The organism is Pseudomonas viciae (genome assembly GCF_004786035.1).
In the GTDB taxonomy this organism is placed as follows: domain Bacteria; phylum Pseudomonadota; class Gammaproteobacteria; order Pseudomonadales; family Pseudomonadaceae; genus Aquipseudomonas; species Aquipseudomonas viciae.
This window is the reverse complement of sequence record NZ_CP035088.1, coordinates 2,812,383-2,830,670: the sequence shown is the minus strand read 5'-3', so window position 1 is coordinate 2,830,670 and position 18,288 is coordinate 2,812,383. Positions and strand designations below refer to the sequence as shown.

5 protein-coding genes are annotated in these 18,288 nt (G+C 63.0%); all 5 read right to left on the bottom strand.

Annotated features, from left to right (window positions below; genetic code table 11):
• Positions 1-61: 61 nt before the first annotated feature.
• The gene (locus EPZ47_RS12905) at positions 62-12,484 is read right to left on the bottom strand and encodes a filamentous hemagglutinin family protein (protein ID WP_135845118.1); all 12,423 of its coding nucleotides are present in this window, start codon (positions 12,482-12,484) and stop codon (positions 62-64) included.
• Positions 12,485-12,696: 212 nt separating this feature from the next.
• Entirely contained in the window at positions 12,697-13,866 is a 1,170-nt protein-coding gene (locus EPZ47_RS12900) for a substrate-binding domain-containing protein (protein WP_135845117.1), read from the bottom strand.
• 154 nt (positions 13,867-14,020) lie between these two features.
• Complete coding sequence (locus EPZ47_RS12895) at positions 14,021-15,199, bottom strand: substrate-binding domain-containing protein (RefSeq protein WP_135845116.1); 1,179 nt, start codon at positions 15,197-15,199, stop codon at positions 14,021-14,023.
• 420 nt (positions 15,200-15,619) lie between these two features.
• Complete coding sequence (gene gspF / locus EPZ47_RS12890; RefSeq protein WP_135845115.1) at positions 15,620-16,831, bottom strand: type II secretion system inner membrane protein GspF; 1,212 nt, start codon at positions 16,829-16,831, stop codon at positions 15,620-15,622.
• Positions 16,831-18,249: a type II secretion system ATPase GspE gene (gspE, locus tag EPZ47_RS12885; RefSeq protein ID WP_135845114.1), complete on the bottom strand. Its 1,419-nt coding sequence runs from the start codon at positions 18,247-18,249 to the stop codon at positions 16,831-16,833. The genes gspF and gspE overlap by 1 nt, the downstream gene beginning before the upstream one ends.
• Between the last annotated feature and the right edge of the window lie 39 nt (positions 18,250-18,288).

Here is an 18,288-nt window from a genome sequence, read left to right as displayed (position 1 = left end):
CTGAGAACCCGTGTGGGAGCGGGCTTGCTCGCGAATGGGGGCGACTCGGTCTACGACCGGTCTACAAACTCAATCGCCCCCGCTCGTCCTCGGTCAACCGCTGCCGGGTCTGTTCATCGAGCGGGCCGGCACCCAATACCTGGACCGGGCTGGCCGGGTCGTAGGCCCGTGGCGCTTCGCGGCTGGCGCCGTCGCGGGACGGGGCCAGTTGTTCCGAGCCGAAGCTCACCACCTGCACGGTGAACACCGACGCCTGGTTCTGCCGCGCCGCATTTTGCTGCTGGCGCGCCACGTCTTCCGCCGCTTGGGTGGCCGAGGACGCCGCCGAACTGGCCGAGGTGATGGCCCCAGTGTTCACCGAAGCCGCCAGCGGTACACCGGAGGATTTGCCCTGGGTCTGGATGTTGGCTGCGTTCACCACGGTCAATGCCGCGATGTTGACGTTGCCCGACACCCGGATCCCCGCCTCGCCCGCATCGATGGTGCCCAGCGGCGCGATCAGGTCGATGTCGCCAGGCGCCACTTCGGCAATCGGGTTGAGCGTGGCGATACCGGCCCCGGTGCTCGGCACTGACGGCGACAGCGTCACGTTGCCCCAGGTGTCATACAAGCGCTTGGGCGGCGTGTAGACCACGGTGGTCTTCGAGCCACGACCGGCGTTGATGTCGCCCTGGGCCGACCAGCCGAGGATCGAGCCACCAAAGGTGGTCATGATCCGGCTCTGCCCCAGCAGAATGCTGTTCTGCGCGTACAACTGGATATCGCCCTCGCCCTGGGTAATGACCCCGGCGGTGGACGGCGGCGCATTACCCTCGATGCCAAATGTCTGCCCGCCACCTGGGGTGAGCATCTGGATAGTGCCACCGAAATCGGTGTGCACCCCCGCCCCGCCGAACATCGTGATATCGCCCTTGTAGGTGATCGCATTGCCCGCCACATCCTTGTCCGGGAACAACAGCGCAATCGCCTCCCGGCCCCGCAGGTAACTGCCCTGGCGCACACCGCCCACTTCGTTGTACTCACGGCCAGCGGCCTTGAGTTCGGCGAAGTACACATCGCGGGCAAACACCCGTTGCTGCTCGGCCGGCAGTGCCGCGAAGTAACTGCGGGCTTGCTCGGTATCGCCGCTGAAGCCGAAGCGTTTCTCCAGCCATTTCACCAGTTCCACCTCGTAGGTCTTGGCGACCTTACCGTCCTGGTTCGCCAGGGGCACACCGGCCAGGGCCTGGTTCGCCGGGTCCAGGTACGCCTTGACGAAGCGCTCGTAATCCGCCCCGTTGAGCCCCGCGCCGGCTTGCAGCACCAGGCTCGCGCCGGGGCGCGCATCCCCTGGCACCACCGCGCCGAGGCTGGTGATGCTGACCTTGTCGTCCATCAGGATATTGCGCCCGGCGGTGATTTCCAGCAGGCCGGGGCCGGCGACGTTGAAGGTGCTGTAGAGGATGTCGCGCCCGGCCGAGACGATGGAGATGTCGGTTGGGTTGTTGTGGATAAAGAGGTTGCCGGTGCTGGTGTAGTTCCCCGCGTCGAAATTATCATTCAGAGACCCGCCCAGCGGTATGCCGCTGCTGACGATGTCTCGCCCAGCCATCATCCGTACAGGTCCGGCGCCTTCGTACGCGATTCGCCCCGGCCATCTGCCTGTAGAGACTGAGGTCATCGACCGTCCAGTGGCGACTGCCAGCAAGTCACCTTCAAGCGCATAGAAGCGAGCAGAATCGACATTGAGGGCCCATTCGCTGGAAGCGCTGCTGGTGTCGAAGGCAAACAGAGGCAATATGTTCGCACTAGGGCGAGCGGGGTTGCCATCGGTTGAGAGATTGCTGGCCTTTATGATGAAACCATCGACGATACCGGCAAAGGCCGGCCGAAACGGTGTGGCCAGGGCTGCGGACGATGCACCGGAGCGACTGACCGACATATCGCCGCCGTAGATGGAATCGCCGGCCATGAATTGCAGCTCACTGTTGATGCCGGGAGCGAGCAGCAGTGCCGGACGATTGTTGCCGTTGTAGCCTGTGTCATACAGTTGCGAGGACTTCCCGTAATAAAGACTGCCACTGGCTGCCACAGCTCTCAGGATGGACGGATAGACGACCGCCAGATCCGTTGCGGTACTGAAGGTAAAAGGCGTCAGGTTACCTCCCGACGACCACAAGTCGACCGCAGTATTGGCCGTCCACAGCGTGAACCAGCTCACGCCCGATCCGTTAGTGTTACCGTCCTTGAAGCGTGAGGCGCTCATCATCGACGCCCGACCCGGGTCGGCGACGTCCGTCACCACAAGGTCGCCTGAAGTCGTCAGATCGAAGGTAGCATCGCCCGGCATGAGGGTCAGGCCGCCGGTCGCAAACCCTCGTGTGGATTTGAAGGAGTCGTAGGCCCGCGTTTCTCCAGGGGACTGTACTGCGACAGCATTGCCGTATTGAAGGTCGATTCGACCGATGGCGCCGCTGTCGATCTGCGCGTGGCCCCGCAGGTTGATGACCGCGCCGTTGAGATGTCCGCTCACGAACAGGCCCTCGGGATTCAAAGCACCACCCACACGCAGATTGAGATCACCACCGCCGGTCAGTTGCAAACTCCCATCGGCACCTACCCGCCCGGTGCTGCCCACGGCAAGAACCAGTCCTTGACTGCGGCGGTTGCTGCGCGGCTCAAGAAGACTGCCCGCCAGTTGATCGAGTATTCCGGCATCGCCGGCCACTTGGACGTTCAGATTCCCCCCGCCCAGCGTACCGAAACCGGTAAAACCAACCATCAGGTCAGCATTGATAGGATCCTGCGCAGCGGTGTAACTACCAAAGTTGATCCACCAGGCGGACGGTTGTGCCCCGGTACCCGTGGCAACTGAGCCGTTGCCTTGGCGCCACAGCCAGTTACCAACGTTGACCGTGTCGTAACCGGTGTCGTATAGGTTGGGCCGCCCATAATTGCTGCTGGAAACATCCATGGCGTTGCCGATCAAGTCACCGCCGACCTTCAGGGTCAGGTTGCCGCCTGAGTCAGGGTACCAAGCGCGATAAACACTGTTGACGCCGCCGTCCACGAATTGCTCGTTTTCGCCTGTATCGTCATTGAGCACTTTACCTTCTGCACCCAGTGCCTTGGGCTGGTTGTATGGATCGCCGGCGTAGGTTGCGTTGGCCGAACTGCCGGCGGTGTAGACCCCATAAAGGGAATCCATTTTCAGATCACCTGCCGATAGCAACTCAAGGTCTGCCGTGCCAGTGCGAATGACACTCCAGCGTTGGCTGCCCGGCTTATATCCGGGGGGACCATCCTCTTCACAGCGAGACGGGTCGTCGATGCACAGATTCGGATCGCCGAACCCAACGAAGTCCACGGGTTGCCCTACCATGCTGGAGTCACCAAAAAACTCCAGCGATCCGGCTTCGGTCCAGACCATATTCGGCACGCCAAATACACCGTAATGACTGTCAGCCAGATGAAGATCGCCACGTGCCGAGGCAGGCTGCACGACCCGGCTGTCCGCCGCCTGTGTATCGGCGCCCGCCACAAGGCGCAACGACCAGGACTGCGAGCCCTCGGCCAACATCGGTGCGATGGCCCAGTTGCTCCCCGCCACTTCCGGACGCAACTGCACCGACTCGACACCGGCCGGCAGCTTGATGTCGGTACCTGAAGGGATTTTCGAACCCACACTCAGTGCCAGGGGACCGCTGAGACGCAGGACGTTGGTCAAGCCGTTGCTCGCGTCCGCAATGCCCGGCAACGCAACGCCTTTAGGCCAGATCAGGCTGCCGATGGTTGCGCTGCTGCCCAGCAGGCTGCCCGCCCCCAGCACTGTTCCCGCCTCAAGGGTCTGAGTCGAAGCCAACAAGGTGCCGGCCGCGAACAACAGGTTACCCGAGGCGTCATGCACCGCCGCGGCCAGCACCGTACCGGCCGGTAGCACCAGTGGTTGATCAAGCGTCGCAGCGACCGGCAGGCGCGTTCCCGCCGCCAAGGTAGCGCCCTTGAGCGGCACGTCAAAGTTGAGCACCGAGCCCGCCGGAAACGCCGTGTCGTCGGCCAGGGTCACGCCGGTACCGGGCACGACGATATCGCCCGCCGCGAAATCAATGCCCGGCAACAGCACCCAGCCCTTGTCGTCGTTGGTGGCCGGCGGCTGGGCAAATCCATCGTTGATGCTGCCGTAGATATTCAGGTCACCTCCGGCCCGCAGCGTCAGCGCCCCCGACTCACCGGAGCCGTACACGGCGGTTTTACGGGTATGCGGATTCACACTGGCATAGCGATAGCCGGACAGGTCCAGGTCACCCCGCACCACCAAGTCACCGTCAGCCGTCGCGCTGACGATCTCCACACCCGGCCGCAAGTGGAACGCATCGGCATATCGAGCGTTGTTCAGACCGGCGAGTTTGCGTTGCATCAAATCGCCGTTGGCCAGCGCCGCGTTGATGAAAGCGATACTGTCCTGATGCTTGCCATCCAGGTACGCCTGGTCGATGACCTGATAAGGGCGACCGCTGGCCGCCGGATCGCTGCCGTAGGCTGCGTCGTTGTACTGCCACGTACCGTTGACGGCAATCGAACGAGCGCCCTGGATATCCAGGCCACCGCTGGCGTCGATGGCAATGTCGCCCTGGGTCGGATTCGAGCCGGCACGCCGCGCATTGAGTTCCAGCGTGCCACGGGCACGACCGTCGTGCTGCCCGGCAGGCGCCGCGGTGCCATGTCGCAGATCGATACGTGCACCGTCGGCCAAGGTCAGCACACCGCCGCGGGAAGTCAGATCAACGATGGCCCGGTTCGGTGAATCGATGATCTTGCCGTAGCTGTCCACCCGCAGACGGCTGCCGTGGGCATCGAGCACCGCGTTGCTGCCCAGGGTCAGGGAGCGCCCGGCCGCGAGCCGGATGCTGCCGACCCGCTCGCCGCTGGCGTCCACTTTGCCGTTGACCAGCAGGCTGCCATTGTCCAAGGAAACGCTGATGGACGAGGCTTTGAGTTCGTTACCGATCACCAAGTCGCCCTGTTTGAGCTGGAAGCTGCGGGACCCGAACACCTGCCCGTCGTTCAACCGTTGGTTCAACGCCGCAAACTGCTCGCTGAGGCTACCGCTACCGCCCAGGCGCTGGGCCTGGATTTCCACGCCGCCGGCCAGGTACGGCATGGCGGTGCCTCCGGCGTCATATTCGCCCGTGCTGCTGCCGAGAATCCGCCCCTGCAAATCAACGATCCCGGCCGCCTCGTCCAGAGCCACCGCACTGAGCCGACCGGCCTGGTTGTGTCGGGCCGAGACGTCGATGCTTGAACCATCCGCCTGGCGGATGTTGCCGCTCTGGCTTTGCAGGATCACCTCGCCACCGGCGCTGTAGCGTGTCACATCGTTGAAGGTGACGGTGCGGCCCGCCACGTCGATCAGCGCCTCATCGGCCAGGGTCAGGTCATCCGTCGCGCTCAGGGTCAGCTTGCCGCTGGGCAGCATCACCGCGCTGGCAAGGTTGAGGCTCGCGCCTTTGATGGACAACTCGCCCCCAAGCCCGGAGACGCTGCCCGGCTTAGCGCTTGTGCCCGCTACGTTGACCGCCCCGCCCGCGGTGATGCGGTTGACCGAACCGGCTTCACCGGTCAGCAACGGGGTGAGGATATTCAGGTTGCCGCCGCTGTAGGCGTAGCCCGTTTTCGCGTCATAGGCACCCTGGCTTTGATACACCGCCAGGCTGCCTTTGTGGTTGGCCGTCAGGCGCTCGCTGGCACTGAGGTTGACGTTGGCGAATCCCAGTGCGAGACGGTCCAGGGTGGTGACCGAGCTAGGTTGGGCGAAGTCACCGTAGCCGAATTCGATGCGCTGGGCCTGGATGTCCAGGCGACCGGTGCCGGTACCGGCACCGCCGGCAATCACCGAACCCGGTGCGCCAACGGCACCGTTCCAGATCAGGTTGGCGGTGCGAATGGTCGCCACGTCATTGGCGCTGCCGGCGCCATAAATGGCCGGGGTGCTGAGCATCAGGTTATTCAGGCGCGACTTGCCTGTGGTCGGGTCAAAGGTGTCGAGACTGACGGTGCCGTAGAAATTCAGCGCCTGACTGGCCGACAGTTCGAGGGTTTCCAGGGCTGGGGCACCGTACTCGGTGTCCCCGCGCAACAGGCGATCGAGCACGGTCTGGCTCAGGGTCAGACCGGCAGGCAGTACCTGGCGCGTCGCCGCGTTGCTCAGGGCCTGGGCGGTGCCGACGTTGATGTTGCTCAGGGCCAGAGTCAGGTGACGGGTGCCGTAACGCACCTGGTCGTCCAACTCCAGGCTGCTGCCGGACGCAGCAACGATGCTGCCTTCGGAGTGAATTCGGGTCACGCCGCTGCACGGCGTCAGGCTGCACCCGCCGATGTTGACCGTGCCGGTGGTGCCTGACAGAGGGGCCAATACATTGAGCAAGCCATTGGAGGCGGCCAGCAAGCTATAGTTTTGGAACTTCACATTGAGGTTATAGATAAAACCATCACGGGCATCGTAAGCGGCCTTGCCCCGTCCGATGGTGTTGATGGCGGCGCCTTGTTCCACCAACAGTTCGCCGCCGTCGGCCAGGAGGAATACCTCAGGCGCCGACAGGGTCGCACCTTCACGCAGTGCGACACTACGGGACACGTTTTGCGGCGTGATGTAGTTGCCACCTTGGCCATAGAGCACCGAAAACTGGCCGCCGATCACTTGCCGTGAGGCATTCAATGCATTGAGGCTTTCGGCGTTGAGGGTCACGCCCTCGAAGCCGTCCGTGGCCCCGCGCCCTTCGGCGACCACCTCCAGCGCGGTACCATTGCTGGCGACCACCGCGACGGTGCCGCCGTATCCCCCGGTCTGAGGCGCGAACTTGCCGATGCCCTTGAAGGAGAACGCCTGATCCCCCGCGCCCTTGGCCAGGTTCAACTTCAACGTCTTGGCGTCCACTGGCAACAAAGCCCTGGGGACACCCAGCCGTGCGGCATCGGCCACGGCAAACTGGGCATAGCTGGTTTCGTTGTACTGCGAGTAACGACGCAGCACATCGCCAGACGTCAGAATGAGCTGGCTGGCAATGCTGTTGCGCTGCCCGGTATTGGCCACCGACAGCACCCCGGCGGCGGTCCACGAACCGTTGCGCATCTGTTGCGCGCCGGTTGTAACGCCTTGCCCCGCCAAGCCATTGACCTCGACTCGAAACGCCCCCGGCAGCAAAGCATAGGTGGACGGCATCAGGGTATAGGTACCGGCAGCCAGCCCAGGCACACCGGCACCTATGGTGATTTGCTGACCGACCCTAGGGTCCACCGCACCGCCCTCGGAGGCGACCGGCGCATACTGGCTCTGGTTGCCCGGCACGATGGCGTAGACCGGGTTGCTGGACAATCCCGGCAAGGTGAAACCGCCGTTCGCGCCGATTTGTACCAGCGGGTTGAAGCGAGCATCGGTGGAACCGCCTCGGCCAGAGATAAAACCGGCGCCGAGCAATTCACCACCACCCGAAAGATCGAGCACCGAGCCTTCCTGGGCCGCCACCGACTTGCCGCCGAGAATCACGCCGATATTCAGGTCACCATTGCCGGCAGTCGCTCCTTGCCCTAGCAACACAACCTTCTTTCCAGCGTACTGATAGCTCTGCCCATCGACAGTGCCACCATAAGGCAGCACCAACCCCAGGCCGCTGACCGAGGTCAGGCTGCCCGGCAACAAGTCTACTCGAGCCGATACACCCGCCAAGCTGTTGTTTGTACCGATTTCAAGCAACCCCAAAGGTGCACGGACAACACCACCTTGTTCGATCTTGGCGCTACCCAGTTGCAAGCGACCGAACACCGAATAAGGCACTTGAGGTGCTACCTGTGTGGTGCGTCCGATGACCAGGCTACGCGCCGGATCATAGAGAATCATGCCGCTACCGGGTTCAGTGCCCCAGCCATATCCTGCCAATATCCGTGCGCCGACCCCGGTCGCGGGATACAACTGCGCCGCTTGCAAGATCATGTCCGAAGGGGTCAGCAATTGGGTAGTGAAGCCTTCAGGCATACCGCCGCCAGAGAACCCGGCCAGGAATCGTAAATCACCCCGACTGCTTAGCTGGACCCGGTCGAAACCGGCGCGCTCCAGCTCGACGGTAGTACCGTCGGCCTGCCTCAGCGTGCCTTTGCCGCTAAATATCACACTACCCTGTACATCCAGCAGGTCTGCGTTAACGGAAAACACTGCCTTGTTTGCCAACAGCGACACACCGCCGCCCTCGACTGCGGGCCGAGTATACCCGTCCATATTCGGTCGCGCGGCCGCAGGCCCGGACAGCAGCACATGGGAGGCATTGAGTTGGACCCGGGTATTGGCTGGCGCATTTGCACTCGGCCCAAAGCTGCGGGCATACAGACTCAGGCTTTGGCCGAGAGACAGTGACACGTCGCCATCGGCGCTCAACAGGCCATTGCTCAACAAGGCAAGGCTGTCGAAGCCGCCCGACTGGACCTGGTCCACGCCCAACCGACCGTGACCGTAGACAAGTGAATCCGCTGAGGTTTCGGCTGAGTCGCCCAGTAGGGTCGCCTGGGCGTTTTGCCCCAGCACCAGCTCACGCACTTGCAAGACCCGATCACTGACCGCATCGTTGCGGTAATAGGGCGTTTCCAGGGCTACTGACAAACTGCCGCCTGCCGCCCCTGTGCCACCCGAACGAGCGCTGAAGTCGCCGTCCAGGTACAAACCATTGGCCGATGCCAGGGAAATACTGCCTCCATTACTCGCCACCGACGTACGTCCCTGGCCGGGAATGTCCAGTACGGCCTGGCTGCCATCCGCTTGCAGACGCGCACCGTCGCGCACCACCACAAACAGTTCGGATGCGGAAGCAGAACCTTTCGCGGCATCGATCTGGCCGCCGATGACAATCTGGCCGCCGTCGCGCACCAGGCCGTAGGTCTGGCCGCGCATATCCTGGGCAGTCACGGCGCGACTGGAGACGTCGATCAGCGCCTGTTCGCCGAGCCAAATGGAACGACCGTGGCCCTGGGCATTGACCCCTTCGCCGTCCGCACCCGTGACGCTCAACTCGGTGAGACTGACCCGCCCACCCCACGCATTAAGGGTGCCGTTGGCAGTCAGTTGACCAATGCTGCGCACATCGATGCCCTGCCCCGGATCGACGCTGATCACGCTACCCTTGCCCAGGTTCAACACCGTGCTCGCCATGTCGGCGGCGCTGGAGTTCGCGGTACCGGCAGTGAGGCTCAGGCTCGCGCCGCGACGCTGGGTGAGGACGCCTTTGATCGCATCTTCCTGGTACAGCTCCGGCGTCCAGCGCTGCAAAGCCTCGGCCGGCTCTGCATCGCTGCCGGTGCTCAACGCCTGCTCGCCAAAACGGTACACCGGCATCGTCACATCGACTCGGGTGCCTTCGGCCACCGTCAGGCCTTCGTTGCCGGTGATGTCATAGGCCGAGAAGCCCTTGTCGAAGAAGTCACCGCCCAGTTGCAGGGTGCCCGGTTCAAGCGGCGAGTCGCTGTTGCCAATCAGCACTTTATTGGCCGCCAGCTTCAAGGTCCCGCCACCGCTCACTCCGGTCCCGCGCAGCTCACCACCCAGGCTCAAGTCGCCGCTGTCTGACGACGTACTGGTAATCGCCGTCAGAGTCAGGTCCCCGCCCTTACCACCGCGGGTCTTGCCATCGGCCATGACCGCGGCGCCGGAGCTGACGTCAATCAGGCTGCCCTGGCGCACATCTATGTTGTCGCTGCGCACGGACACGGCACCGCCGTTGATAAACGGCAGGTTCTGGTGATCGTTGCCTTCAAGCAGCAGGTTGCTCCACCGGCCAGCGGTGTTCAACGTCACGCCCTCGCCCAACGTGACCACCGCACGCTGACCTGTGGCGGGCGAAAGCACGACGTCTCCCATCTGGAAATTGTCGATTCTGACCTGTTTAAGCACGTTACCCAAGGCAATGCGACCGCTGCGGGCCGTCAGGTCGGCATTCACCTCGACCTGCGGTGCATAAAGCGTGATGTCGCCGCCATCGGTGACCTTGAGTGCCCCCTCGACCTTGATGCCCTCAAGCGCCGCGACCTTGACCGCGCCGAGTTGGAAGCCGTTGAGCAGATCGTTATCCAGAACCAGTTTGCCTTGCCGATCAGTGCCGACCACCGAGGTCAGGTCCAGGCCCGCGGCAATCTTGTCGGCCACCTTACCGACGGTGACCTGATCGAGCGTGGGGTTCAGGCCGCTATTGATCACACCACTGGTCTTGTCATAGATCGGCGTGTAACTGCCCACCCACAACTGCGCCCGTCGGGCCACAGCGTTTTGCGATTGCTGGTAACCGTCGAGGTTGAGGTTCGGCGCCTGGGTCTGGCGTTCGCCCTGGTAGACCTCGCCGACGATCTGGCCTTCCAGCACCGCGTTGCGGGTCGACACCACCAGCTTGCCGGCATCGCGACCGACTGTGTAACCCGCTTCGAAACGCTCGCGCGGGGCAATCAGCGGGTTGTAGTAGTAATCGGTCTGGCCCCAGCGTTGGCTGTGGTCTTCGTAGCCCTTGTAGATGCCGGTGTAGAGGATGTCCCCCGGCGCCTTGGACAATTCATACAAGCGCCCATTGGGGCCCTTGAGCCAGGACTGACGCAGGTAGCCGCTCTGCACATCCAGGGTGCCGCCGGACAGGTTCAACTGCGCCGCCTGTTGGGTCACCACGTCGTTGCCGGTGAACGTCAGGGTGCCGCCTTGAGCAGCCCATTCACCGGCGCTGTGGCCTCGGGTCCCCAAATAACCGCCGACTTCCAACAGCCCACCCGCCGTGTACCAACGGTCAGTGGCGTAGCCGTTGGTGCCCGCCGGGACGTAGATCAAGTCACGCACGTCCACCCAGACATCGTTGTTGGTCAGCTTGCCGCCCTCGCGGTTGACCGGAGCATCACGCTGTTCGTTGCCCTGCACGTTGACCTTGATGGAGTTGGATTCCATCGCCACCTTGACGCCGATGGCGCCGGACACATCGATCACCGCACCATCGCGCACCAGGCTGCGACCGGCGGCGCTGACCGCGACCTGGCCGCCGGTGGCCAGGGTAATGGAGCCGTTCTGGAAGTCGACGCTGCCGCCACTGACGATCTCGACCCGGGACTGGTCGCTGCGGTCGACCACGCTGCTGAGGTTGTTGAACTGACCGGTGATCAGGTTGTTCGGCGTGCCGTCCAGGCCAGCCGGTCCGGCATTGCGCTGGCTGTCCAGGGCGCTGCCGCCCGCAGCGTCGAGAAGCACTGCGGTGGCGCTGCCCTGCCCCAGGGTCACGCTGCCGGTGCTGTCGCTGAAAGCGTTGAGCAGGTGCACCGTGCCGCGGGTGTCCACCGAACTGCTCGCCACCGCCACGCCGTTCTGCTGCACATTGTGCCCAGTGAGGGTGATGTCGCCGGTGCTGGCCTGGATCAGGCCGCTGTTGATCACCGTGCCGGCGCTGCTGCCCGGTTTGAGGGATGTCGCGACCTCGTTGCCACGGGTGGTGGAGCGCAGGTTGCCGCTGGTGCCCTGGCCGCGCCGGATGTAGAAGTTGTCGCCCGCCGCCAGGGTGGTCTGGCCCTTGGCGGTGATGATGGAACCGGCGTTCTCCACTTCGGAACCTAGCAGCAAGGCATAACCACCACCGGCCGTGGAGGTGGCAGCTCGATGGGTTTCGATCAGCGCGCCCTGCTGCACTTCGACCTTGCCCGCTGCGTCGGTGAAGGTCGGTTGGCTGCCGATGGCATCGACGTACAAGCCGCGCTTGCTGAATTGCTCATCGCTGATGTTGGCCGCCACCGCCGCCAGGTTGCGCACGTTGACCTGGCTGCTGCCGCTGAAAATGATGCCGTTGCGGTTGATCAGCATCACCGTGCCGTTGCCCTTGATCTGGCCCTGGATCTGGCTTGGTCGCGCTTGAGGGTCGTTGACTCGGTTGAGCACGGCCCAGTTCGACTGCTGCTGGAAATCCACCGTGGTATTGCGCCCGACGTTGAAGGTTTCCCAGTTGAGAATCGCCTTGTCGGCGGTCTGCTCGATCGTCACCGTGGTCTTGCCGCCGGACTGAGTCTGCTTCGGGCCCTTGGCGTTGAGCCAGCCCTGGGTCAGGCTGTTATCGACCTTGAGCCCACCCTCGCCCAGCCCGTCGGGCACAGTCTGCACCTGCCCGAACGCGGCTTGCCGCCCCGCTGCCTGGGCGGCTTGCTGGGCCGCGATAGCAGCCACGGTGTTGTTGAGATTGGTCAACGAACGCTGCAACTGCGCGTTAGCCCGTTGCTGCTGCGCCAAGGGCGGCGGCATGCCTGGCTGCGCGGTCGTAGGCCGCGTCGCGCCACCGGCCTGGGTCGCCCCCTTGGCGGCAAACCAGGCCGAACTGAACGCCGTCGCTGCGTGGGCATTGCCGGCCACCATCAGCAGCGCAATGGCCTGGGCCAACGGCTTGAGCCGCAGCATCGACAACTCGCTGTCGCGACGTGGAGCGTTCAGGTTCGTCTGGGGTTTGCAGCGCAGCATCCTACTCATCCTTTCGGTTTGCTCTAAGGGGACACAACGCAGTGCTGTCAGGCTGCCAGCGTTGGTTATAGGGGATAGGCGGTTACAGGGGGACGGGACCGAACGGTTGTCATGAAAATTTCATGTGGCTGTGTTGGTCGCGGCGCCAGAGCAAAAAATCAGCAACGGCTTGCGCCGTTGCTGATGGTGTAGTGGGTGCACCCGACATGGGTTTACAGAGGGCGACCGATGCCATTGCAGACGTTAGGGTTGCCGACACTTAGACCATTGCTAGCGGTCAGGAAGCTGGAACGAATAAAGGTTTTCAAACGGGCTGACAGTGGCAAGAGGCGATTGGCGATGATAGCGGAGTCATTGTTGTTTACGGCCAATGCACCATAGTGACGAGTGAGGAAACCTCGCACTTGTGCGCTCTGCGAAGGGTCGGTGTAGCACTGGCTCAGGATCAGATTTGTAAAGCCCAAAATCGGATAACCGGTGGTTGGGTACGCCACGACGCTTGGGTCGTTAGGGTTGGTGGTTGCGGCGAACACCGGAACCCAGGCATTAGGGTTGGCGCGATTGTAGGCGGCAGGTACGTCAATGTTCGCGATCGCAGCCGAAATATTCGCTGGTGCTGGAGAAACACCAGCAACCCGCGCCACTTTTGTGGCGTCGTCCAGACCGGCCAGCGCGGACGCTGCATAGGCGGGGCTCATGTAGGTGATACGACCTTGAGCCGCATTCACCGCACTCATGACACCTGAACTACCGTTTGCTGATATTGCACCGACCGGAAGGCCGCCACTATAGGTGGAGGCAAAGTTGGTGGTGACGGCAAAGGTGCCGGTTTCAGCGCACTTGGCATTCAGGAAACGGGTAAACAGCTCCGTAGTACCACTGGAACCTTGGGGGTAAACGACGGTAATGGCACCGGTACGGCCGGCCCCGATGATCTGGCTCCAGTCAGTAAGCCGTCCAGAGAAGATGCCGCACAGTTGATTCACGCTCAAATCGACGTTAGCGGTCCCTGCTTTATTGAAAGGAATGGCAACCGACGTGGCCGCCGACGGTATCTGAATCAATGGCCCCCAGGTCGCACCGTGAACGCTGACGTAGGTACTCAGTTCGGTAGCGGTGAGCTTCGAGTCGCTGGCAGCCCAATGCACATTTTTACTGGTATCGCCCGGTACGAACCGAGAGTAATCGTTGTTCAGGAACGCTACCTTGCCTGCTCCACTGCCCACACCGATGTAAGGAGCAAAACCGGTGGTCAATACGCCGGACGTTTGGTAAAGCGGCTGAGGCAAAGTAGCGCCACCGCCATTGACATCTGCCAGTGCAAACGGCGCACATATAGCGCCGCACAACAATGCAACGGTCTTGGGAAATTGGTTGAACATGACAAGACTCCTGTCTTGGAATGCTGCCCCAGGCCCGAGTAAACCGAGCTGTAAGCGCAGCTGAAGGGTGTGAAACGACCACCGTTAACTACAAAGAAATCAGCAACGGCTTGCGCCGTTGCTGATCAGTGTTGCGTGTCGCTCGAACGCGGTGTTACAGCGGACGACCGATGCCGTTGCAGACGTTGGTGTTGCCGATGCTAAGGGTGTTGGTTGCGGTCACGAAGCTGCCACGGATGGCGGTCTTCCAGGCCGCTGGGAGCGGTACGAAGCGGTTGGCGGTGATTGCTGCGTCGTTGTTGTTCGCTGCCGTGGCGTTGTAGTGGCGGGTGAAGAAGTCTCGCACCTGCGTGGTTTGCGCAGCGTTGGCATAGCACTGGCTGAAGATCAGGTTGGTGAAGCCCAGGATCGGATAACCGGTGGTTGGGTAAGCCACGACGCTTGGATCGTTAGGGTTAGTGGTTGCGGCGAACACCGGCACCCAGGCGTTCGGATTGGCGCGGTTGGCGGCGGCTGGTACTGAAACAGCAGCGATGGCAGTCGATACGTTGGCTGGGGCAGGGGAAACACCGGCAACGCGAGCAACCTTGGTGGCGTCATCCAGACCGGCCAAGGTGGTGGCGGCGTAGTCCGGGCTCATGTAGGTGATACGACCCTGGGCAGCGTTCACAGCAGTCATCACAGCCTGGCTGCCAGTGGCGGAAACGGCACCGGATGGCAGACCGCCGCTGAAGCTGGAGGCGAAGTTGGTGGTGATTGCGAACTTGGCGCTGTTAGGTTCAGCGCACTTGGCGTTCAGGAAACGAGTGAACAGCTCAGTGGTACCGCTGCTCTCAGCACGATAAACCACGGTAATTGCGCCGGTACGGCCCGAGCCGGTGATCTGGCTCCAGTCGTTCAGACGGCCGGAGAACACGCCACACAACTGGTCAACGCTCAAGTTGACGTTAGCAGTGCCGGTCTTGTTGAAGGGAATGGCAACCGAAGTGGCGACCGAAGGCACCTGGATCAATGGACCCCAAGCGGCACCGTGGTTGGCAACGTAGCCATCCAGCTCAGCCTGGCTGAGCTTCGAATCACTACCCGCCCAGTGCACGTTTTTGCTGGTGTTGCCAGCCACGAACTTGGTGTAGTCGTTGTTCAGGAAAGCAGCCTTGCCAGCACCGCTGCCCACACCGATGTAAGGGGCGAAACCGGCAGTCAGTACGCCGGAAGTCTGGTACAGCGGCTGAGGCAAGGTGGCACCACCGCCATTGACATCAGCCATGGCGGCCTGAGCGGCGCAGAGGCCGGCGAGGGTCAGGGATACCGCGAGAACGTTGCGCTTAAACATGAAGAATCTCCTTTCATCGTGTTCGTACGTAGGTTGGGTGACGCGTGCTTGCCGTCATGGCGCTCGGTCCTGTGCCGATGGCGGTGGGGTGAGGCCATGGGTTAGAAATTCGCAGTTTCCGGTGACAGATAAAGGAAAAAACCTCGGGAGCTGAGGGCTGTTTTTTGGCTTTTTTCCTCGGGTGTTCGAGGGCTCTGGAGCGGGGTTTCGACTGGGTCTGGCGGCGCTGTTGCGCAGGGTGGGCGTGGGGATGGCGGCAGGTGGTTGTCGGGCGAAGAAAGATGACAGAACGAGGAACCCGAGTTTGGTGCTGGCAAGGGTCGGGAGGTGTCGCGGCAGCGCAAAAATAACTGATTGTTTTTGTGACGAGGGAGCTTGCTCCCTCGCCACAAGGGTGGTGTTCACCAGAAAGTGCTCGGTTTACTGGACCAACTGGTTGATCTCGATAATCGGCAACAACACCGCCATGACGATCACCAGCACCACGCCGCCCATGATCACGATCATCAGCGGTTCCAGCAGTGCGGTCATGCCCATGGCCCGGCGTTCGATGTCGCGGGACAGGGTTTGCGCGGCGCGTTCGAGCATCGGTGGCAGGCAGCCAGTTTTCTCGCCACTGGCGATCAGGTGGATCAGCACCGGCGGGAAGACTTTTTCCACCCGCAACGCTGCGGCCAGGTTGACCCCTTCGCGGACCTTGGCCGTGGCATCGCTGACACTCAGGCTCAGCCGGTCGTTGGACAGGGTCTGGCGCGCCGCCTCCAGGGCCCGCAGCAACGGCACCCCGGCGCCGCCGAGAATCGCCAGGGTCGAGGCAAAGCGCGCGGTGTTGAGGCCCAGCACGAAGCGTCCGATCAGCGGCAGGCGCAGCACCCGCGCATGCCAGTTCAACCGCGCTGCCGGGTTGCGCAAGTACATGCGCCAACTCCAGAACCCACCGGCCAGCACGCCAAAACACAACCAGCCCCAGGCACGGATGAAGTCACTGGCGGTGAGCATCGCCACGGTCAGCCCGGGCAAGTCCTGCCGGGCCTGGGAGAACGCGCTGACCACCTGTGGCACCACATAGCTGAGGAGGAAAATCACAATAGCGATCGACACCAGCCCCACTACACCCGGATAGATAAACGCGGTAAGGATCTTGCCCCGCAGGTTGTTGCGCTCTTCGATGTAATCCGCCAGCCGCTCCATCACCTGGGCCAGGTCGCCGGACTCCTCGCCGGCGGCAATCAGCGCCCGGTAGATTTCCGGGAAGTCCCGTGGCCGCGCGGCCAGGGCTTCGGCCAGGCGCATGCCGCCGCGCACGTCGGCGCGCACTGCGCTGAGGGTCTGGGCGATGTGCTTGCGTTCGGCCTGCTCCACCGTGGCGCTTAATGCTGCCTCCAATGGCAGGCTCGCCCCCAACAGGCTCGCCAGTTGTCGGGTGGCCCAGGCCAAGTCGTTGTCCGAGAGTTTGGCGCTGAACAAGCCACCGCCATTGGCCTGCGTGGTATTGCGTTCGACCTGCACCTGCAACGCCGTCAGGCCGCGGCTGCGCAGCAGGTTGAAGGCCGCCCCCTGGCTGTCGGCTTCCAGGTGCCCGACCTCGATTTTTCCGGTGGCGTCAGCGGCCTCGAAACGGTAGCGATTCATCAGGCGTCCCGTGTCACGCGCAAGATTTCTTCAGGGGCGGTGGCGCCGCTGCGAACCCAACGTTCACCATCCTCGCGCATGCTGAACATGCCAGCCTGGCGGGCGGCCGCACGCAGCGCCTGCTCCCCTGCCCCTTGGTGGATGAGCGTGCGGATGTCATCGTCGATGCAGAACAACTCATGAATACCGGTGCGGCCGCTGTAGCCGGTCTGGTTACAGGTCGGGCAACCCACCGGGCGCCAGGTGCCGGGCGCTGCCGGATCGGCTTGTTTGCACTGCGGGCACAGCCTGCGCACCAGACGCTGGGCGAGCACGCCAAGCATCGACGAGGCCAGCAGGAACGGCTCGACGCCCATGTCGATCAGACGATTGACGGCCGACACCGCGTCATTGGTGTGCAACGTGGCCAGCACCAGGTGACCGGTGAGGGAGGCCTGCACGGCGATTTGTGCGGTCTCCAGATCGCGGATTTCACCGATCATGATGATGTCCGGGTCCTGGCGCAGGATCGCCCGCAAGGCCAGGGCGAAGGTCATGTCGATCTTGGCGTTGACCTGGATCTGGCTGATGCCCGGCAGGTCGTATTCCACTGGATCTTCCACGGTGAGGATGTTGTGGACACTGGCGTCCAGACGAGCCAGGGCGGCGTAGAGGCTGGTGGTCTTGCCACTGCCGGTGGGGCCGGTGACCAGCACGATGCCGTGGGGCTGACGGATCAGGTGATCGAGCTTGCCCAGCACGTCCGGGTCCATCCCCAACGTTTCCAGTTGCAGGCGTCCAGCTTGCTTGTCCAGCAACCGCATCACCACCCGTTCGCCATGGCCGGTGGGCACCGTCGAGACACGGATGTCGATCGGTCGCCCGGCCACGCGCAAGGCGATGCGCCCGTCCTGGGGCAGGCGTTTTTCGGCGATGTCGAGCTGGGCCATGATCTTGATCCGCGACACCAGCGCGCCGTGCAGGGCCTTGCGTGGCGAAACCACGTCGCGCAGGGTGCCGTCGACCCGGTAGCGCACCACCGAATGGCTTTCGTAGGGCTCGATGTGAATGTCGCTGGCCTCGTCCCGTGCGGCCTGGGTCAGCAAGGCGTTGATCATGCGGATTACCGGCGCGCCGTCCTGGGTATCCAGTAGGTCGGTGATCTCGGGTATGTCCTGCATCAGCCGGTCGAGGTCCACCTCGTTCTCCGCCGCGCCCACCACGGCGGCGGCGCTGCCGGTGTCGGCGTAGGCCGTATTGAGCAACCCATCGAGTTCCTCGTCACGCACCCGCTCCAGGCGTACCTCGCCGAACTGGCGACGTACTTCACTGATGGACCAGCCCGGCGTGGACGGACACACCATCAACACCGCGCCGTCGTCGGACTGACGCAGTACCAGGCGCTGGGCCTTGGCCCAGGCGTATGGGAGGGTGTTCATGCTGACACCTCAGACCCAAGAAACACACATGTCCCCTGT